Here is a 19,832-nt window from a genome sequence, read left to right as displayed (position 1 = left end):
TTGAATATCATATAGATAATCAGACATTACGATAAGTTATTGCACTGCGATATTGTCGTGCTGCAATGCAGTAACTACCTTCCGGTCCGAGTGGGGCGCAGTTCGCTGCGACGGTTTCGCGTTAAGCCGGCCCTGCTTCGAAACGGAAGGATAAGATATGACTACAGGAAATCGAATTGTCGCGGCGGCGTTCGGCGGAGCGCTGTGCCTTGCAGCAAGCTCGGGCCTGTCCGCAGCTGATGCTTCCTTGACGATGAAGCCGCTTATGGCGGCGAGCTTTGACGCCGGCCCGAAACATGTCGTGAGCTATTTCGTGGGCGGCGAGAACGGCTGCCGTCTGACCATGATGGTCATCGATTCCGCGTTGGAGGAGGATCCGACGCCCGTGACCCCGGCGACGCGTCTCGTCGTCACCGTCGCGGACGGAAAAGCGGCGTTTTTCGACTCTGCCGTCGGCACGTCGTTGCGCTTCAATTGCGCCAATGGCGCAGAGACCATGCGCGTCGACAAGATCAATCGCGTCGCGCGCGCTCCGGGTGAATAGTGCCCGGGTGAATAGTGTCAGAGAGCGGCGCGTCCTATGACGCGCCGCCAAATCCCAAAAAATGCCCTGCGCGTCAGTGCGACAGGAATTTGAACGGTTCAGCGGGAACGAATTTGTCCGAGACTTCGCCCGCAAGAATTGGACTGCCCGTAAGGTCGAGCTTCGCGGGCTTGGCGCCCGGTTCGAGCTTCAGTTTCGTCAGCTCGACCCAGAAAATCGAAGGGTTCAGCGTCGGCTCGAAATAATAGAGCCGATCCTTGATGTCAGTGACCGAACGCCATCGCGTCGAGGCGATGTTCGGCTCTAAGGGATCGGTGATGCCGAGCGGCACCGAGACGTTCCGAATGATGGAAAAGACGGTGGCGATCGCCACGCGCTTGTCGTCGACTTTCGGCGTCGCGTCTAAATTCCAACTGGCGCGGGCGAAGCGATCGGACGCGCGATGCGTGCCGGGAAGGAATTTCGCTCCCCCGATCTCGACCCAGTAGGTGTTGAGCGCAAGCTGCTGATCGAAGGGCGGCGAATTGGTCATCACCGTGTATTTTGGGTTGTGATGAATGACGAGCTTGCCGCCAAGATATTCGAGTATCGCGCTGTCGCCTGATTGATCGGCCAGCGCCATGTGGCTCGCCGCTTTGACGCCGCCGGGAAGATCAGGCGCGACGATCGCGAAGGGCTCCTTTTGCAGCGCCTTCACTGCATCAGCGACGTTCGCGTAGTTGTCGAGAACATATTGCGCCCAGCCGCCGACGGACAGCAGCGGCTTCTTGGAGGCCTTAGGGTCTCCGTAATCCGCCTCCGCGAGATAGAGAAGATTAACCGCGAGCCCTGCGTCATTCATGCCTTCAGCCGTGGCCGCGTTGTAAAAGTCGGCGATGAGCGACCCATGTTTCGAGGTCCATTTGATCGACCCCGGACCAACGCCGCCGTCGCGCGCCATGCCGCGCGGGAACGACCACAAACTTGTTCGCGGATCGACGTCCCAATCCATCGTCCGGCCCACAAGATAGTCCTTGTCGGCGGTCCCATAGAGCACGCGCGTGCAAGCCTCGGCGCTCACGCTCATTGATGCGATCGCGACGGCGACCGCCAGAAGCCCTTTGGCGAATTGCTTGTCCATATCGAATTCCTTTCAAATAAGTTCGTTTGGAGAGTGAGCCGCTTTTGGTTCAGGGCGCGACCTCGATCTGCGCGTCGGCGCCCATGAGCTTGCCGAGCGCCTTCAGACGATTGAGCACGCGCTCGCTCGCAAGATCGGCGTAAGCGGCAGGCAAAGTGAGCGTCGCCGCGCGATCGCAGACCCGCAAGCGCGTGCGCGGCAACACGCCGGGCATCGACGCTGACAATAAATAGGCGACCCGCATGAGCGCTCCCAGAATGCGCGCGCGCGCGAAAAGACGGGTCGTCAACAGGGTGCGCAGATCCGCAAGGCCTTCCGCCCCGTCGAGTCCTTCGTGACGGAAGACGATAGCAAGCGACAGGAAGGCGCGGCCCGGATGATCAATGGCGACGAAGGGCCCCTGCGTCACGATGTTCATGGCGCGCTGCGCGCGATATTCGGGATGAGCGCGCCACGCGATGTCGGAGAGCAGGCAGGCGGCGTGGCGCAGCCGGCGCTCCTCGTCGGTTTCGTCTATGCCGCTCTTTTCCATATAGGCGTCCGTCCAATCGATGAGATCGTCGCCATAGCCCGGCGCGCGGGCGAATGTCGCTTCCAATTCGCGCGTCGCGGCGAGCAAGGGGTCGACGCGCCGCTCGGCCGGCGACAGGCGCTCATACAACAAGCCTTCACGCACGCCTGCGGCTGAAATGACGATTTCGCGAGGCTTGGCGCGGCGGATGATCTCGTCAAGCACGATTGCGCCATAGGCAAGCAGAGGCCGGCGCGCCGCCGAAACGAAGTCGATGTCCTCAAGCGCCTCACTGTCGATATGTTCGACAAGTTCAGCGAAGTCGGCGGCTTCGCTCGTCTGGATGCGGTAATGATGCATGACGCCGAGCGCATAGTTGCGCTGACGCATGTGGAGTTTGGCGAGCGATCGCCAGGTGCCGCCGACCGCGTAAAAGGTGCGGCCCTTGAGATGATCGAGCGGCTTCGCGTCGGCGATCGCCTTGCGGGCGATGCGCGTCGCCTCGCGCATGGAGCGCCGCGAGGCGTCCATCAGCGCGAGTCCGCCGAGCGGCAGGGTGATCCCCTTGCCGAGCGCTTCCTTGTGGACGTCGATCAGTTCGAGCGACCCGCCGCCGAGATCGCCCACGACGCCGTCCGGCTCATGGATCGCCGAAATGACGCCTAGCGCGGAAAGCTCCGCTTCGCGACGGCCGGAAAGCAGCGAAATGTCGCGCTGAATGGCGTCGCGCGCCGCGTCCAGAAAAACGTCGCCGTTCTTGGCGCCGCGCACCGCCGCGGTGGCGATCACCTCGATGTCGTCGACGCCCATCGTCTCGCAAAGCGTCCGATAGCGGCGCAGCGCCTTCATCGCCTTGTCGACGCCCTCGTCGGGCAGTCGACCTGTCGTGACGACGCCCTTGCCGAGACCGCACATCGCTTTTTCGTTGAAGATCGGGGTCAGCGCGCGCGCGAGCGCCTGATAGGCGACGAGACGCACCGAATTCGAGCCGATGTCAACGATCGCGACGGGTTTTGGCGCGGAGTCGGAGCGCTGCGTCGCGCCACGCGCCGCAGCCTCAAGCATTTTGGCCGCGCTTTAAGAGCGAGCGCGGCCGCCAATCCTTGAGCGACTTGCCGCGTCCCGAAAGCGAGGGATTGGTCATGAAATATTTGTGCGCGTTGAATCGCTCCTCGCCCTCGGGCGGAACGATGCGCAGCGACGAGCCGTCCGGCAGGACGCGATAGCTCTGCTCATTGTCGATCAGATTGGCGAGCATGATCTGATCGAGCACCTGCTGATGCACCGTCGGATTGACGATCGGCATCATCACCTCAACCCGGCGATCGAGATTGCGCTGCATCAGGTCGGCGGAAGAGATGTAGACGTGCGCACGTGGATGCGGCAGCACATGGCCGCCGCCGAAGGCGTAGACACGCGCGTGTTCCAGAAAGCGGCCGACGATCGACTTCACGCGTATGTTGTCGGAAAGTCCGGGGACGCCGGGGCGCAGACAGCAGATGCCGCGCACGATGAGTTCGACCGAGACCCCCGCCTGCGACGCCGCATAAAGGGCGTCGATGATTTCGGGATCGACAAGCGCGTTGCATTTGGCCCAGATGACGCCGGGCTTGCCGGCTTTCACAAAGGCGATTTCCTGTTCGATATGTTCGAGAAGCTTCTTCTTGAGCGAAATCGGCGACACCGACATGCGCTCGAGCCCGGCGGGCTCCGCATAGCCGGTGATGTAATTGAAGATACGCGAGATGTCCCGTCCGATCACCGGATCGGCGGTGAAAACCGAAATGTCCGTGTAGATGCGCGCCGTCACCGGATGATAATTGCCCGTGCCTACATGGCAGTAGGTGACGAGGCCGCTGCCTTCCCGGCGCACGACGAGCGACAATTTGGCGTGCGTCTTGAGCTCGATGAAGCCGAAGACGACTTGCGCGCCGGCGCGTTCGAGATCGCGCGCCCAGCGAATATTCGCTTCCTCGTCAAAGCGCGCCTTCAATTCGACGAGCGCGGTGACGGATTTGCCAGCCTCGGCCGCCTCTACAAGCGCGCGCACGATTGGGCTATTGTTGGAGGTGCGATAAAGCGTCTGCTTGATGGCGATGACATTGGGATCGCGCGCCGCCTGTTGCAGGAACTGCACGACGACGTCGAAAGATTCGTAAGGGTGATGGACCGCGAGATCCTTCTGCTTGATCGCGAGGAAACAGTCGCCGCCATTGTCGCGCACCCGTTCCGGAAAGCGCGGGTTATAGGGCTTGAATTTCAGTTCCGGCCGGTCGAGCGCGACGAGTTCGGAAAGATCGTTGAGCGCCAACATGCCGTCGATCTCGAAGGTCTCCGGCTCGTTGACGTCGAGCTCCTCGGCGACGAGCGCGCGCAAGGTCGCGGGCATATCCGCCGCCACTTCGAGCCGGATCACCGAACCGCGCCGGCGCCGCTTCAACGCAGTCTCAAAAAGCAGCACGAGATCTTCGGCTTCTTCCTCAACTTCGAGATCGCTGTCGCGGATGACCCGGAACAGCCCCTGCGCCCGCAGCAAATAGCCAGGAAACAGCCGCTGCGCGTTCATCGCGATCAGCGTTTCGAGCAGCATGAAGCGCTCGCGGCCGGCGACTCCCGCCGTTGCCGGCAAACGCACGAAGCGATCGATCTTCGGCGGCAGGCGGACCAGCGCCTGCAGCGTCTTGCGATCGCCGGGGCGCACGAGTTCGAGCGCCAATGTGAAGCCGAGATTGGGGATGAAAGGAAACGGATGCGCCGGATCGACCGCGAGCGGCGTCAGCACCGGAAACACGCGGCTGAGGAAATATTCCTCAAGCCACTCGCGGTCGGCCTTGGACACGTCCGCGGGTTCGACGATAATAATGCCGACGTCTTCAATCTCGGCGCGAAGCTCGCGCCAGCGCCGCAATTGCTCACTGGTCAAGAGCGTGACGCGTTCGGTGATCTTCGTCAGCTGCTCGGCGGGCGTCAGGCCGTCCTCGGAGCGCGCCGTCACGCCGGAGCGCACCTGCCCGCGAAGGCCGGCGACGCGCACCATGAAGAATTCGTCGAGATTATTGGCCGAGATCGACAGGAAACGCAGTTGCTCAAGCAACGGGTGACTGCGGTTGGAGGCCTCCTCCAGCACCCGCCGATTGAATTCCAGCCAGGACAGCTCCCGGTTGATGAAACGCTGTGGAGAGACCGCAAGCTTGGCGGGATCCTCCACGAGAATCCCGTCGGCGCAATCCATGACGGCAATATCGGCGCCCGTGCGCTGGGCTGCGAGTTTATCCTGAATATGCGGCTTCATTTCCACTTCCCGGTCCCATCCATCATGCCACAGGCCTGTGCGGCGGCGAAACCGTTTGGCCAACCATCAAGTAAACTTCTCAATAACCTTGGCCGCGAGCGCCCGTGTGACAGGCCGCCCCTGCGCCAACGCCTCGCGGTCGAGAGCGGCGACAAAGGCGCGTGCGGCGGCAAGAGAGCGCTCCAGCCTCAGCGCGGCGAAAGCCAGCGCCGGCGGTTCCACGAGGAGCTGTCGATCCGCGAAGAGCTTCACCAGAACCGCGCGCATCAACGCCTCGTCCGGCGCGCCGATTTCGACGATCGGGGCGCGGCGGAGCCGCGACAGCAGGTCGGGAAGCCGCGTGTCTTCCGCCCGCGGCGAGCGGGCCGCGCTCATCAGCAGGAAGGCGCCGCTTTCGTTCACGAAATTCAGGAGGTGGAACAGCGTGGTTTCGTCAGCCGCCCGGTCGACATCGTCGATGACGATGGCGCGCGGCGCCTGCGCAACCAGAACTTCCAGGGTCGGCAGGGCGTCGGGCGCAACGACAAGCGCGCCCGCGCGCGCCGCCCAAATGGCGCAGAGGTGGGATTTGCCCGCGCCGGCGGGCCCGATCAGCGCGAGAATGCGATCCGGCCAATCCGGCCAGCGTTCGATCATTTCGAGCGCCGCGAGGTTCGACTCGGCGGGCAGAAATTCTTCGCGTCCGAAGCGCGGCGTCGTCGGCAGGTCGAGCGGCAACTGACGTCCCGGCTCGCATGTCTCCGGCGCGCCGGCCTTGCTCATGCGCGGTCGGGGATCGGGTGCTGATAGAGCGCGCTCCCGCGGTAGCGTTTAGCAAGGAAGCGCATGAAGGCGCCGAGCGCCGCCGCGACAGGCACAGCGACGATGAGGCCTGTAAAGCCGAACAGCGCGCCGAAGGCCAGCAAGGCGAACATGAGCCAGACCGGATGCAGCCCGACGGAAGCGCCGACGAGCCGCGGCGACAGCACATAGCCGTCCATGATCAGGCCGGTCGTCACGATCGCCACCGCCTCGATCGGCAGATTGATATGCGGCCAGCCCTGAACGATCGCGACGATGATCGATAAAACGAAGGCGGTGACGGAGCCGACGTAGGGGATGAAGCTCAGAAAACCCGCGAGAACCCCGATAAGGAAGCCGAAATTCAGCCCAATAGCCGAAAGCCCTCCCGCATACCAGACGCCAAGAAACAGGCAGACAAGCGACTGCCCGCGCACGAAGCCGGCAAGCGCGCGATCGATGTCGCGGGCGAGCGAGCGCACGTCCTCGCGATGGCGCGGCGGGATCAGATCGTCGATGATGGCGACCATGTGATCCCAATCGACCAGCATGTAGAAGGCGACGACCGGCGTGATCACAATGAGCGAGATCACATTGATGAGGGCATAGCCCCGCCACAACAGCGATTTCACGAAATCGCCGAGCAACGTCGCTCCCTGGCTGGTGAGATCGTTTATGTATTTTTGCGCATCGAAGGAGGCGGCGGCGCCGCCCAGCCCGAATTCCTGCAACCAGCCATTGATGGAATCGCTGGTGAAGCGCTCGCTCCATTGCGTCAGGAGCCCATGCAGCGTCTGCAAATAGCCCGGCAGCGAGGTGATGAAGCCCGCAAGCTGATGCGAAAGAATCGGCACCAGAATAACGGCCGCGGTCCCGACGACCAGAAGAAAGACGACGAGCAGGAGACCGGCAGCGCCCAATCGCGACAGGCCCAGCCGCTGCAGCCGGTCAGCCACGGGATCGAGCAGATAGCCGAGCGCGGTTCCGGCGACAAAGGGCGCAAGCACCGGGCTCAGGAAATAGAGCGAGAGTCCTAGCGCCAGAAGCGTCAAGCCCCAGAGCGCAAGCTGCCTTTCGAGGCTCAGCCCCGCCCATTGCAGCTGCCGCATCTCGGCGCCGTCGTCCGCGTCGAGCGGCGGCGGAATGACCGCCGGCTGCGCAGTATCCGAGCTGAGCGACGGTTTTCTCTGTGACATGTCACAGCCTCATATGCTGGACCCAAAGCCACAGATAGACGCAGGCGGAAGCAACGGTCAATCCGGCGACGAGGGCGATGAGCGTTACGTTTAACAGCGGAATATGAAGTCCGTATGCCTGAACGGCCAAAACGACGCCGGCGAAAAGCAGTTGCGCGGCGGTGGTCGCCTTGGAAGAAAAGTGGGGATGCACCTTCATCGGCCGGCCCATGAGCCAGGACAGCGACACCGCGCCAGTGATCATGACATCGCGAAAGACCACCATGATCGTGAGCCACGCCGGCAGCGCGTCGACAATGGCGAGCGTGACGTACATTGAAACGATCAGCGCCTTGTCTGCGATGGGATCGAGAATCGCGCCGAGTTCAGATTGGAGGTGGTACGTCCGGGCCAGCCAACCGTCGAGGGCGTCGGACAGGCCGGCGACGGCGAAGAGCAGGAAGGCGGCGGTCCATTGCCGCTCGACGATCAAGATGATCGCCGCCGGCGTCAGCACGAGACGGCCGATGGTGATGAAATTCGGAAGAGAAGCGAACCAATTTTTTGTCATGATGCATTATCTGGCGCGCGCGCCAAGCTTGTCATCACTTGGCCATCGCGCCGCGCGCGCCTGGAAGAAACAAGCGCCGCGAGTCCGAGCGCTACGGCGACGATCGCCAGCAGCAGCGTCGAAATGGCGTTGATCTGCGGCGAAACGCCGAGACGCACCTGTGAGTAGATGCGCATCGGCAGCGTCGTCGCGCCAGGGCCCGTCGCAAAACTGGCGATGACAAGATCGTCGAGAGAAAGCGTGAACGCCAGGAGATAAGCCGTGACGATCGCCGGCGCGATCTGCGGCAACGCCACGCGGACGAAGGCCCCGAAAGGCGTCGCTCCCAGATCCATCGCCGCTTCTTCGAGCGCCGGATCGCCATCGCGCAACGCCGCGAGAATCGCGACCGTCGTGAAACACATTGTCAGCGTCACATGACCGATGACCAGCGTGATGAAGCCTCGTCCGACCCCGAACGCGACGAAACACGTGAGCAGCGCGAGGCCGAGCACGACCTCCGGCAGAACGAGCGGCGCGTGCACGGCGCCAAAAAACAGGAAACGCGTGCGAAAGCGCCCGAAACGCGTGAGCGATATGGCCGCCAGAAGGCCCAGCAGAGTCGAGAGCGTGGCCGAGGTCAGCGCGGCGGCGAAGCTGATCTTCGCCGAATGTAGAAGCTGCTCATTCTCCAAGAGCGCCGCATACCATTTCGTTGAAAATCCGCCCCACACCGAAACGAGACGCGACGCGTTGAAGCTCATGACCGCGAGAATGACGATCGGCGCGTAAAGGAAGACGAAGCCGACAAAGAGAGTCGCGCGCTGCGCCCAGGAAACGACCGCGCTCATCGGGCGTCGTCCTCATCGGCAAGCCGCGCCCGCTCCCACAGCAGCAGCGGAATCATCAACACAGCGACGAGCACGATCGCCGCGGCCGAAGCCGCCGGCCAGTCGTGATTGGAGAAGAAGTCGTTCCACAAGGTTCGCCCGATCATCAGCGTCTCGGAGCCGCCGAGGAGATCCGGAATGACGAATTCGCCGACCGCGGGAATGAAGACGAGAAGCGCGCCGGCAACGACGCCTTCACGCGAAAGCGGCAGCGTCACGCGCAAGAACACTTGCGCCGGGGACGCCCCGAGATCCGCCGCCGCTTCGCGAAGGCTGGGATCCTGGCGCTCCAGCGCCGCATAAAGCGGCAGCAACATGAAGGGCAGATAGGAGTAGACGATGCCGACGACGACAGCGCCGGGCGTCGCGAACATCTGCAGCGGCGCGGTAATGAGCCCCAGCGCCATCAACGCATTGTTGATCAGCCCCTCATCCTTCAACAGCGCGATCCAGGCATAGACGCGGATGAGAAAGCTCGTCCAAAATGGGGCGGCGGCAAGGCCGATGAGGAGTGGACGCAGCCGCTCGGGCGCGCGCGCCATGGCGAGCGCGAAAGGATAGGCGATGATCAGCGTGATCAGCGTCGAGACCGCGGCGATGGTGAGCGAGGACAGATAGGATTCGAGATAAAGCGTGTCGCTGACGAGGGCGCGATAGGCGTCAAACGTAAAGCTCTGCGCCTTGGCCCAGATGTCGGCGAGACTGTCGGAAAATTCGAAAATCGGCCGATAGGGCGGACGCGCCAGCACCGACTGTGAAACGGAAATCTTGGCGATGAGCAACATCGGCGCAAGAAAAAAGGCGCCGATCCACAGATAGGGCGCCGCGATCACGAGCCGCTCGCCCAGCGAGAGTCTGCGGCGCGCGCTCATCCCACAGGCCCGGTGAAAGCGCCCTCATCCTGAGGAGCGCCTGAAAGGCGCGTCTCGAAGGACGAGGGCGCGGCTTCTCGCGCAACTGGATTTCCTCGTCCTTCGAGACGGCCTCTCCGAGGCCTCCTCAGGATGAGGAAATCCGCGTTGCGCCGCGCATTCATTGTTAACCTCACCCTATTTCCCCTCCGCGAGAAGCGCGCCCGCGCCAGGCGGGAAGCTGAGCCTCACCGAGTCGCCGATCGCGTGGCGCTCGCCATGGCTTGCCGTCGCCCGCAGAACGATGTTGCTGGCGACGCGCACCCGTAGCAGCGTCGTTTCGCCGCGAAACACGAAATCTTCGACCACGCCTGCGATCCCCTCGCCGTCGCGCGCAACGCCGATCCGCTCGGGGCGCACGCTGAGCGTCGCCTGCGCGCCGTCCGGAAGATTTCCGGGCTCGCAGGGGATTCGTCCATACTCGGTGATCAGCGCCGCAGCGCCATTGCGATCCAGGCGTCCCTCGATGAAATTCGTTTCGCCGACGAAGCCGGCGACGAAACGCGTCGCGGGCCGGTCGTAAATTTCCATCGGTCCGGCGATTTGCTCCACCCTGCCCGCCCGCATCACTGCGATGCGATCGGCGAGCGCCAGCGCTTCGTCCTGATCATGCGTGACGATCAGAAAGCTCGTCTGCGTCCGCCGTTGGATTTCCTTGAGCTGAAACTGCGTCTCTTCACGCAGCTTGCGATCGAGCGCGCCGAGCGGCTCGTCGAGCAGCAGCATTTTCGGACGCGGCGCCAGCGCCCGCGCCAGCGCGACGCGCTGTTTCTGTCCGCCTGACAGCTCGGCGATTCTCCGATGGCCAAAAGCCGAAAGCTGCGTCATCGCGAGCAATTCGTTGACGCGCGCGTCGATGGCGTCTCTGGTCTCGCCCTGCCGGCGCAGTCCGAAGGCGATGTTCTCAAAGACATTGAGATGCGGAAACAGCGCATAGGATTGAAACATCATATTCACGGGTCGCCGATAGGGCGGCACGCCAGAAAGATCGACGCCGCTCAGCGCGATCGTTCCGGCGTCCGGCGACTCGAAACCCGCAATGCAACGCATCAGCGTGGTTTTGCCGCAGCCCGACGGGCCGAGCAGCGCGAAGAATTCGCCGGCCCCCACGTCGAGCGACACGTCCTCGAGCGCAACGACCGCGCCGAATTTTTTGCTGACGCTTTTAATCGACAGCAGCGGCACGCTCACCCGCCAGCCTCGTCGCGACGAAACTCCGCGCGCCAATGGCGAGCGAGATGACCGCTCGGTGGAATATCTTCCAGCGAAACAAGCCGCAGGCCGTCGACAGCGAACGCCTCGATGTCCTGCCTCGCGAGCGGCCAGGGCGGCCCGCCAATCTCCTCATTGTCATCGCGCGCCCGCGAGATGACGAGCAGCGTTCCGCCCGGCGCGACAAAGGCGGCGAGCGCCCGCGCGGCGTCAGGCAGAAGCGTCTCGGGAAGCGCCTGCAACGTATAGAGTTCGTGCACGAGATCGAAGGCGCCGCGCCATTCCGATGGCGCATCGAAGAGATCGGCGACGTGATAGTCGACGCTGCTCTGAGGAAACCGCTCTTGCGCCCATTGCACGGCGCGCTCCACGAGATCGAAGGCGACGACATGCGCGCCGGCGCGCGCCAGCGCTTCGGCGTTGTCGCCCAATCCGCAGCCGACGTCGAGCGCGCGAAGGCCGACGATCGAGCCCGCGGCCAGCCAGTCTTCTAACAGCGGGCGCGGCTCAAGATGCGCCCAAGGCACGCCCGCTGGATCGTCCTCGGCGAGAGCGTAGACCGCCTCGAACCATTCCCGGCGCTTGGGATCGGCCTCGATCCCGCCGGGACGCTTATGCGGATCAACGGCGTCGAGCTTTTCGCGCGCCCGAGCGCGGCGCTCGGCGAAATCTTCGCTAAGAGCGCGCTGCGAAAAAGTGGAATCCGGTTTTTCGCCAGGAGCGCGCTCTAAGCCTCTGGAATCGATCACGTCATCCGCATCTTGGCGATCTCGCCCAGATGCGGCGTGATCTATGCTTTCGGTTCGCGCGCCTTCTCTTCCCATCCGCCGCTCTCGCTCTGCTGGTGATAGACGAGGCTATAGCCCAGATCGCGCAGTTCTTTCCATTGCGCGCGCGCGTCGGCAAGTTCGGCGTCGTCGCGTCCGTCAAAGACCAGCGCGGCGCGTTCGCGCGGCGCGCCAGAGCCGGCGAGCGCTGGAACGATGCGCGCGCCCTCCACGAAGAATCGCACATCGGCGTCGTTGGGATTATCGTTCTCGCAGGTGAGATAGATCGGCTGCGCCTCCGGCGCGCCATCCGCTTTCGTCCCATGCGGGAGAAAGCTTTCCGGACGGTACGACCAGAGATCGGCATCGAGCCGCTGGAGGCGCGTTTCGCTCATCGCCTGCACGATGGCGCGCCAGCCGCGCGCCCGTGAACGCTCTAGGAGCGTCGGCAGCGTTTGCTCCACCGTGGCGCGGGTGAGATGATAGAAGGCGATCTCGGGCATGGCGGGGCGCCTTTCGACCCCGCTATGTCGGAACTCTCCGCCTCACGCAAGTTTTAAGGCGGCCGCCCTTCCTACAGGCGCCCTCAGCCCGGCGTCCAGGAGGGCGGATCGCTTGCGGGGAAGGATTCCACCCCGGCCTGGTAGACGTCGTCTTTCGGCGCCTCCCAAACCCCGCTGATGGTCAGGGCGTTTTTGACTTTGAGGGGGGAAGCGGCCGTTGAAGCGGCGTATTCCGCCTCCATCCATTCAGCCGATGAGGCGACGGACCCCTTCAACACGATTTCTTCGTCGACGATCTCGACCGAGATCGACTTGGCGTCCGCCAGCGGGCTTTTATCGAGGGCTTCGCGGATGGCGTCGCGAAGCTCCATTGTGTCCATACCGGTCATCGCAGCCTCGGCGTAAAGCGCCGCAGCCCGAAGGCTGCGGCGCGGCGCTTTGCAGCCTACATATGGGCCGTGGTGACCGAATGTTCCATGGGCTTCGTAAAGCCGATGGCGAGCAGGACGACAGCGAGAACCGCATGCAGCCAGTGATCGGCGTGGTTCATTGCGATCAATCCGCCGAGTTCAGCGACGTTCGGCGCAATGAAGCCCAGGATGGCGATCGCCGTATAGACGATGGCCACTGTGCGAATCATGAGGACCGGGACGCCGAAATAGGGGCTGAGCAGCAAGAGCGCTCCGGTGATGAGGTGCACGAAGTTGTGGGCTGTATTCACGTGGAAGTAGCCGCCGTCCGAGACGATCGGATTGGGGACGAACCCCAGCAGGCCGACCGCGACAAATACGACGCCGAGAATGGTCGCGATGAAGTCCGCGTTCCATCGAGATTCGATCATGATGCGTTCCTTTCAGTCCAGGACAAACTGAACTGACCATCAGATTGGGCGCCGCAAAATCATTTCCATTAAATTTGCGCAATATACTAAGCTGCAAAGCTATAGTGAGAGCGCAAAGCTATAGCGATCTGGAAATAATCCCCTCGTTTCTTGCACTTCGGCTTGACGACGCAAGCGAAGCGGTTAAGCATCGAGTTTGATTGCTATTGTGGGATGCGGAGAGACCGGACGTCGTGTTGGCGGACCAGATGCGACCGAGCGAGCGGGACGACGACATCGCCGACATCGAACCGCTTTGGGCGGTTCGCGCGAACGCAAGGCTCTATGCCTTTCGATGGCCTAATATCGTGCTGCTCACAATGATTGTACCGTGGTTATTTCTGGCGGCTTCTGGGGGAGCCGTGACAGATCTAGCAGTTACAGCAGCGATTGTAGCCGTGTCGTACCCTATCTTGTTGCTGCTACACTACTATATGGTGGGCAAACGCCTCATCTACGTTGGAAGTCGTCGTGGCATATCATCGTGTTATTGCGTTCAGGAAAATGCTAATGTTTTTTTTGTTAAATATTCTTTGGAGAGCTATGACTATGACATTGCTACGTCTGTTAAACTATTTGAATTCAATAGTGGTTTCGCGATATCGCTTGGGCGGTCTTTCGCTGCATCATCTTCCGGAGGTGGGGCGAGTTTTTTTAAGCCTGTTCCGGCCGGTCCTCTCGCAATCGACAAGAATCCATATTACAGTTTTGTCTTTGAGCTCGATAAAACGGGTGTATGGATAAATAAGGCCCGTTCGGCGATTCAAGACATAAGCATCGACAAGAACATTGTTAGCAGTTTTATTTCGATGAAAGTGAAGAGCGCACCCAATGTGCCTATACTATTTATGCTCGACACGATTTTTTGTGACAAAGAACATGCGGAGATGATCGCTGGAAGCATTTTGAGTTCCGACCGATTCGTTGAACTGCAAAAAGGCCGGAACAGCGCTATAAATAATAATTTGGAGCGGGGCGCCTGAGGCGGCGACATCGCCGTCTCTAGACGCGTTCGCAGGCCCCGAGCCGCTACCCCTCATAATAATCCCGCACCAGCCGGTCGAGCAGCCGCACGCCCCAGCCGGCGCCCCAGCTCTGGTTGGTGTCGCTCATCGGCGAGCCCATGCCGGTCCCCGCGATGTCGAGATGCGCCCAGGGCGTCTTGCCGACGAAACGCTGTATGAAATGCGCGGCGGTGATCGAGCCGGCATGCCGCCCGCCGGTGTTCTTCATATCGGCGAACTTCGAGTCGATCAGCTTGTCGTAGGCGGGCCCCATCGGCATGCGCCACAGCTTCTCGCCGATATGGTTCCCTGACTTGGTCAGGCGTTCGGCGAGTTCGTCGCTATTGGTGAAAAGTCCGCAATATTCCTGGCCCAGGGCGACGAGAATGGCGCCGGTGAGCGTCGCCAGATCGATGACGGCGGCGGGCTGATGCTTCTCTATAACGTATGTCAGCGCATCGGCGAGGACGAGCCGACCTTCGGCGTCGGTGTTCACGATCTCGATCGTCTGCCCCGACATGGATTTGACGATGTCGCCCGGCCGCTGCGCCTTGCCGTCCGGCATGTTCTCGACGAGGCCGAGCACGCCGACGACATTGGCCTTCGCCTTGCGGGCGGCGATCGCGTACATGGCCCCGGTCACGGCGGCGGCGCCGGCCATGTCGCCCTTCATGTCCTCCATCGAGGCGGCGGGCTTGATCGAAATGCCGCCAGAGTCGAAAACAACGCCCTTCCCGACGAAGGCGATAGGCGCCGCGCCCTCGGCCCCGCCGCTCCAGCGCAGCACGACAAGACGGCTGCCCGCCTCCGACCCCTGCCCGACGCCGAGCAGCGCCCGCATCCCGAGTTCGGACATCGCCTTCTCGTCGAGGACTTCGACCTCGACGCCAAGCTTCATCAGCTCCGACGCGCGGCGGGCGAATTCCGGCGGAGTCAGGACGTTCGCCGGCTCATTGACGAGCGTCCTTGCGAGCATGACGGCTTCCGCCAAATGGCCGCCATCCGACATCGCGGCGCTATGGCCGTCCGGATCGGCCAGGGCGACGACGACCTCCATCGGCCCGTCGCGATCCGCCTCGTCCTTCTTCTTTGTCTTGTAATGGTCGAACTTATAGGCGCGCAGCCAGCCGCCGAGCGCGAATTGGCCGACCGAGTCGTGAGCGGCGGAAATCCCTTCCGGCAGGTCGAACAGCACGACCGCCCGCGCCCCGGCGCCCATTTTCGCCGCGGCTTGTCCGCCAAGCGCCACGAAGTCCTCGAAGGGCTTGGCGGCTTCGCCGCCCTCGGTCTCCTCCGCGGCGCCGAGGCCGATCAGAATCACTCGGCTCGCCGGCGCGCCGGGCGCCGCCAGAACCTCAAGCGACGTTCCCGATTTGCCCTTGAATTTCGCCGCCGCGGCGGCGCGCGAAAGATGTGCGGCCGCATCCTTGAGCACGCTGGCGGCGCGCTCGCCCATGGCGAGATCACGGCCCACGAATACGACGAGGGTGCGCGGATGCGCGGCGTCCTCGGGCTGGCGCAGCAGCGCTTCAGCGGCGTCGAAGGGCTGGAGTTCATATTTGGCGTTGACGAGCATCAGGGCCTCTTGCCTCCTCCGCCGAAGCGGAAGTCGTTCCGGCGCGAAAGCGTCGGTTTTTGAGAAAGTTAGCGCCGGCGGCGCGCCAGGCGCGCAATTTAACGGGAGCGGCCCGCAATATCTTCCCGCGGGCGACCGCGGTCAATCGCGGCTCTGGTCATTTTTTGAACTATTCCAGATTCGCATCCCGCCGCGGAATCGCCGCGATCTTTACGCAGAAATCCGGCGTGGCGCAAAAGCAACGCTCGCGAATTGAATATGTCGGGGCGGCTCACAGGAGCCGCGCAACGCTTGCGCGCAAAGATGCGAGCGTCTAGCGATCGTTAACAGGGCTTTAACTGCTCCCGCCTGGGGCGGCGCGCCAGAACACTAAGGAGGACAGCCGCAGCCATGATCGGGGCGACGATCACGCGCTATTTTGCGCTGCGGTTTATGCGTACGATTCTGGCGATCTTTTTTACGATTTTCTGCCTGATGTTCGTCGTGGTGTTCGTCGAGATGCTGCGGCGCGCCAGCGACAATCCGCAGGCCGGCGCGGCGACCGTCGCGCTGATGACGGCGATGCGGGTGCCGGCGGCCGCCGAGATGATCCTGCCTTTCGCCGTTCTCTTCGGATCGATGGCGACCTTCGTCGACCTCACCAGGAAGCTTGAATTGATCGTCGCTCGCGCCGCCGGCATGTCGGTTTGGCAGTTCATTGCGCCGCCGGCGCTCACCGCCCTGCTCATCGGGGTTGTGTCTGTGGCGATTTACAACCCGCTCTCGGCGTCGATGAAACAGCGCTCCGAGCAAATGGAGTGGGATCTTTTCGGCGTGCCCGGCAGTTTGCGCATCGACCACGGCGTCTGGCTGCGCCAGCACGGCGTCGACGGCCTCGCGATCATGCACGCCATGAACTCCTCGAATGGCGGCTCGGAGCTCGCGGAGGTCAGCGTCAACATTTATGCGGCGCGCGGCGGCTTCCTCGAGCGGGTCGAAGCGCGTCACGCGCGACTCGAGCCCGGGGTCTGGGTGCTCGAAAACGCGCAGGTCAGCCTGCCCGGAGAGCCGGCGCGCAGCGTCGGTTCTTACATGCTCGCCACCGACCTGACGCCCGAGCAGGTTGCGGCGGCGACGACGCCGCCGCAAGGCACGCCGTTCTGGTCGCTGCCGGAAATGACGGCGCGCACCGCCGAAGCGGGTCTCGACGCGACCGGCTATCGGCTGCAGTTTCAGACGCTTCTTGCGCGACCGCTGCTGCTCGTCGCCATGGTTCTCGTCGCCGCTTCCTTTTCATTAAGATTCTTTCGATTTGGCGGGGTCGCAAAAACCCTTTCGGGTGGCGTGGCCGCGGGCTTCGTGCTTTACATCGTTACTAAAGTCCTCTCGGATCTCGGCGGCGCAGGCATGGTCAGCCCTGTAGTGGCCGCATGGTCGCCTGCGCTTGTCGGGAGCATGTTGGGCACGGTCATTTTGCTCTATTCGGAGGACGGCTGATGGCGCTCACCAGCTCCTCCCGGCGCCTATCCATTCTTGCGGGCGCGCTCGCTCTCGTCGAGGCGGCCTTCGCCACGCACTCCGCCGCTGCCGCGCCGCCGGCCGCGGGCGCCGAGGCGCGCATGGTCGTCGAGGCCAAGGAGCTCGTCTATGACGAGAAAAAGAACACCGTCACGGCGCGCGGGGCCGTTCAGATCTATTACAAGGGCCGGCTGCTCGAAGCCGACCGCGTCACCTATGACCGCAACACGTCGCGCGTCTTCGCCGAGGGCCACGCCACGCTGACCGAGACCGACGGCTCCATCGCCAGGGCCGAGCGTTTCGACTTCACGGACGATTTCAAGAACGGGTTCATCGAGAGCCTGCAGGTCGACACCGTCAACAACACGCATTTCACCTCGCCGCGCGCCGAGCGGACCGGCGAGACGACGACCTTCGAAATGGGCACCTACACCGCCTGCGAGGCCTGTCGAAACGATCCCGCAAAGCCGCGCACGTGGTCGGTTCGCGCCAAACGGATCATTCACGACAACGTCGAGAAGATGGTCTATTACGAGGATGCGTCTTTCGAACTTCTTGGCGTGCCCGTCGCCTATGTGCCGTTCTGGTCGTCGCCGGACCCGTCGGTGAAGCGCAAGTCCGGTTTTCTGTCGCCGGTTTTCATCTATCGCCAGCAGCTCGGCGCCGGCGTCGGCGTGCCTTACTTCTGGGCGATTGCGCCGGATTACGACCTCACCGTAACGCCGATTTATTTTTCCCGGCAGGGCCCGTTCGTCACGGCCGAATTCCGTCAGCGCTTTGATAATGGCGGCTACACGATCCGCGGTCAGGGCACGCATGTGGGAGACACAGGCGCCTTCGCGCAAGCCCCGCTCGGCGCTGGCAACAAGCAGTGGCGCGGCGCCCTCCAGTCTTTCGGCGAATTCTGGCTCAACGACCGTTGGCGCGCTGGCTGGGACATCACGGCGCTGTCCGATCGCTACTTCCTGCAGGACTATCAGCAGTACAACTATCTCCTGCAGAACTATTTCTTCCGCGAAGCGTCATCGACGATCTATCTGACCGGCCAAGGACCGCGCAGCTATTTCGACATGCGCGGCTATTATTTCCAGCTGCTGTCGCCCAATGACGTGCAGGCGCAGCAGCCCGTCGTCCATCCGGTGATCGACTATAACCGCGTCTTCGACATCGATCCTGCGGCGACGGTAGGGGTCGGCGGACAGGTTGAACTCGACGCCAATGTGACGAGCACTTCCGCCAACGTCGCGAACTTCGAGTCCATTCAGCCGCGAACGCTCGACCGCATCTATAGCCTGTACAATGTTTGCCAGATTTACGGGCGGGCGCCCGACCCGGCGCAGAGCGGCTGTCTGTTGCGCGGCGTCGGCGGCGATTACCAGCACGCGACGATCAGCGGCGCCTGGAAGCGTAAAATCATCGATCCGGTCGGCGGCGTGTGGACCCCGTTCGCGTTCGCGCGTTTCGTCGGAAGTTATCTCGATTACGACCGGCAAGGCTTGTTCCCGATCTATAACCAAAGTCTGTCGGCGATCCCCAATGCCGCGCAGGGCCAGTTCTTCAACGGCGCCGACAACCGCTTCCGCGGCCAGGCGCTCCCGGGCTTCGGCGCCGAATGGCGCTACCCGATCCTCGCCAGAAGCTTTATCGGCGACATCGTCTTCGAACCGATCGCGCAGGTTATCGCCCGTCCCAACGAGACTTCAATTCCATCGCTGGTGAACATCGACGCGCAAAGCCTCGTTTTCGACGATTCAACGCTGTTCGAGTGGAGCAAGTTCTCTGGCTACGACCGGTTCGAGACAGGCACGCGCCTCAACTATGGCGGCCAGGCCACCCTGTCGTTGTCCAATGGCGGCTTCATCAACGCGATGATCGGCCAGTCGCGGCAGATCGCTGGCGCCAACTCCTATGCGCAGGCTGACGCGGCGAATGTCGGCCTCGATTCCGGCCTCGACTCGCGCGCGTCGGACATCGTCGGGCGGTTCGCCTTTGCGCCTTCATCCGTTATCAGCCTCGTCGCCAAGGGCCGCTTCGATAAGGGCAGCTTGCGCGCGCGCCGGCTCGACGTGTTCGCGACAATGAATCTGGATCCGATCTCGCTCCAGCTCCAATACGCGAATTACGCGTCACAGCCGGCGATTGGCTTTGACGTGCGTCGTCAGGGACTTTCCGCGACCGGAAAATACGACATCACCAAAAACTATTTCCTGATGGGCACCGTCACCTTCGATATGAGCCGCTACCTCTATAACTCGCTCACCAATCCAACGACCACCTACTACGGAACGACGCTTACGGGCTCAAATCTCACCGGCACGGCGCCCCTATTCTCGGTCGCAACGCTCGGCGGCGGCATCGGTTATCAAGACGAATGCACGACGCTGTCGATCAATTATTCGCAGATCTATCAGCCGCAGTCCTACACGGGCCTGCCGGCGCGCAACCAGACCGTGATGGTCACGCTCCAGCTACGCACCCTGGGCGAAGCGAAGTTCAACTATGGCGTCGGTTCGATGCTGGTGAACGATGGCGTGGGGACCGCCGCCGCCCTGCCCCGCTGAGCTGTTCTAGATAATTGTTCTATCCTCGGTCGGGAGGACGCCCGCCGCCCCCTGTGCTA

Annotated in this window: 18 protein-coding genes; 4 read left to right on the top strand and 14 right to left on the bottom strand. The window is 62.7% G+C overall.

Annotated features, from left to right (window positions below; translation table 11 throughout):
- Nucleotides 1–157: 157 nt before the first annotated feature.
- Nucleotides 158–544, top strand: coding sequence for a hypothetical protein (locus EHO51_RS04375; protein ID WP_029651942.1), 387 nt, complete (start codon nucleotides 158–160; stop codon nucleotides 542–544).
- Between the two features lie 73 nt (nucleotides 545–617).
- Here EHO51_RS04375 and EHO51_RS04370 read toward each other — a convergent pair whose 3' ends face one another.
- The 13 genes from EHO51_RS04370 to EHO51_RS04310 form a co-directional block, all read right to left on the bottom strand.
- On the bottom strand, nucleotides 618–1,664 hold the full coding sequence (locus EHO51_RS04370) for a linear amide C-N hydrolase (RefSeq protein WP_124737868.1): 1,047 nt from the start codon (nucleotides 1,662–1,664) through the stop codon (nucleotides 618–620).
- A 49-nt stretch (nucleotides 1,665–1,713) separates the two neighbouring features.
- Nucleotides 1,714–3,240 carry an exopolyphosphatase gene (gene ppx / locus EHO51_RS04365; RefSeq protein WP_124737867.1) on the bottom strand — a complete coding sequence of 509 codons (1,527 nt, stop codon included), beginning with the start codon at nucleotides 3,238–3,240 and terminating at the stop codon, nucleotides 1,714–1,716.
- Nucleotides 3,233–5,467, bottom strand: a complete 2,235-nt coding sequence (locus EHO51_RS04360; protein ID WP_124737866.1) for an RNA degradosome polyphosphate kinase — start codon at nucleotides 5,465–5,467, stop codon at nucleotides 3,233–3,235. The genes ppx and EHO51_RS04360 overlap by 8 nt, the downstream gene beginning before the upstream one ends.
- Nucleotides 5,468–5,533: 66 nt before the next feature.
- On the bottom strand, nucleotides 5,534–6,229 hold the full coding sequence (locus tag EHO51_RS04355; RefSeq protein ID WP_124737865.1) for a DnaA ATPase domain-containing protein: 696 nt from the start codon (nucleotides 6,227–6,229) through the stop codon (nucleotides 5,534–5,536).
- Nucleotides 6,226–7,443 carry an AI-2E family transporter gene (locus tag EHO51_RS04350; protein WP_124737864.1) on the bottom strand — a complete coding sequence of 406 codons (1,218 nt, stop codon included), beginning with the start codon at nucleotides 7,441–7,443 and terminating at the stop codon, nucleotides 6,226–6,228. Before EHO51_RS04350 ends, EHO51_RS04355 begins: the two co-directional genes overlap by 4 nt.
- A 1-nt stretch (nucleotide 7,444) precedes the next feature.
- Nucleotides 7,445–7,993 carry a CDP-alcohol phosphatidyltransferase family protein gene (locus EHO51_RS04345; RefSeq protein WP_124737863.1) on the bottom strand — a complete coding sequence of 183 codons (549 nt, stop codon included), beginning with the start codon at nucleotides 7,991–7,993 and terminating at the stop codon, nucleotides 7,445–7,447.
- On the bottom strand, nucleotides 7,990–8,823 hold the full coding sequence (locus tag EHO51_RS04340) for an ABC transporter permease (RefSeq protein ID WP_124737862.1): 834 nt from the start codon (nucleotides 8,821–8,823) through the stop codon (nucleotides 7,990–7,992). Before EHO51_RS04340 ends, EHO51_RS04345 begins: the two co-directional genes overlap by 4 nt.
- Nucleotides 8,820–9,734 carry an ABC transporter permease gene (locus EHO51_RS04335; protein WP_124737861.1) on the bottom strand — a complete coding sequence of 305 codons (915 nt, stop codon included), beginning with the start codon at nucleotides 9,732–9,734 and terminating at the stop codon, nucleotides 8,820–8,822. The genes EHO51_RS04340 and EHO51_RS04335 overlap by 4 nt, the downstream gene beginning before the upstream one ends.
- 177 nt (nucleotides 9,735–9,911) lie before the next feature.
- The gene (locus tag EHO51_RS04330; protein ID WP_124737860.1) at nucleotides 9,912–10,964 is read right to left on the bottom strand and encodes an ABC transporter ATP-binding protein; all 1,053 of its coding nucleotides are present in this window, start codon (nucleotides 10,962–10,964) and stop codon (nucleotides 9,912–9,914) included.
- A complete protein-coding gene (locus EHO51_RS04325; protein ID WP_124737859.1) occupies nucleotides 10,961–11,734 on the bottom strand; it encodes a class I SAM-dependent methyltransferase in 774 nt (257 codons plus the stop codon). The genes EHO51_RS04330 and EHO51_RS04325 overlap by 4 nt, the downstream gene beginning before the upstream one ends.
- A 41-nt stretch (nucleotides 11,735–11,775) precedes the next feature.
- Entirely contained in the window at nucleotides 11,776–12,255 is a 480-nt protein-coding gene (locus EHO51_RS04320; RefSeq protein WP_124737858.1) for a DNA polymerase III subunit chi, read from the bottom strand.
- A gap of 83 nt (nucleotides 12,256–12,338) precedes the next feature.
- The gene (locus EHO51_RS04315) at nucleotides 12,339–12,644 is read right to left on the bottom strand and encodes a BON domain-containing protein (RefSeq protein ID WP_124737857.1); all 306 of its coding nucleotides are present in this window, start codon (nucleotides 12,642–12,644) and stop codon (nucleotides 12,339–12,341) included.
- 56 nt (nucleotides 12,645–12,700) lie between these two features.
- A complete protein-coding gene (locus EHO51_RS04310) occupies nucleotides 12,701–13,096 on the bottom strand; it encodes a DUF4383 domain-containing protein (RefSeq protein ID WP_124737856.1) in 396 nt (131 codons plus the stop codon).
- 233 nt (nucleotides 13,097–13,329) lie between these two features.
- Here EHO51_RS04310 and EHO51_RS04305 point away from each other — a divergent pair, with 233 nt between their 5' ends.
- Nucleotides 13,330–14,118 (top strand): hypothetical protein, encoded by a 789-nt coding sequence (locus EHO51_RS04305; protein ID WP_124737855.1) that lies wholly within the window; start codon nucleotides 13,330–13,332, stop codon nucleotides 14,116–14,118.
- A gap of 46 nt (nucleotides 14,119–14,164) precedes the next feature.
- Here the strand turns inward: EHO51_RS04305 and EHO51_RS04300 are convergent, their stop codons facing one another.
- Nucleotides 14,165–15,715, bottom strand: coding sequence for a leucyl aminopeptidase (locus tag EHO51_RS04300; protein WP_124737854.1), 1,551 nt, complete (start codon nucleotides 15,713–15,715; stop codon nucleotides 14,165–14,167).
- 390 nt (nucleotides 15,716–16,105) lie between these two features.
- Here EHO51_RS04300 and lptG point away from each other — a divergent pair, with 390 nt between their 5' ends.
- The gene (lptG, locus tag EHO51_RS04295; RefSeq protein WP_018407749.1) at nucleotides 16,106–17,191 is read left to right on the top strand and encodes an LPS export ABC transporter permease LptG; all 1,086 of its coding nucleotides are present in this window, start codon (nucleotides 16,106–16,108) and stop codon (nucleotides 17,189–17,191) included.
- Nucleotides 17,191–19,773, top strand: a complete 2,583-nt coding sequence (locus EHO51_RS04290) for an LPS-assembly protein LptD (RefSeq protein WP_124737853.1) — start codon at nucleotides 17,191–17,193, stop codon at nucleotides 19,771–19,773. Before lptG ends, EHO51_RS04290 begins: the two co-directional genes overlap by 1 nt.
- Nucleotides 19,774–19,832: the final 59 nt, after the last annotated feature.

The organism is Methylocystis rosea (genome assembly GCF_003855495.1).
GTDB lineage: Bacteria > Pseudomonadota > Alphaproteobacteria > Rhizobiales > Beijerinckiaceae > Methylocystis > Methylocystis rosea_A.
The sequence above is the reverse complement of the archived record's forward strand: the minus strand, read 5'-3'. Positions and strand labels throughout refer to the sequence as shown.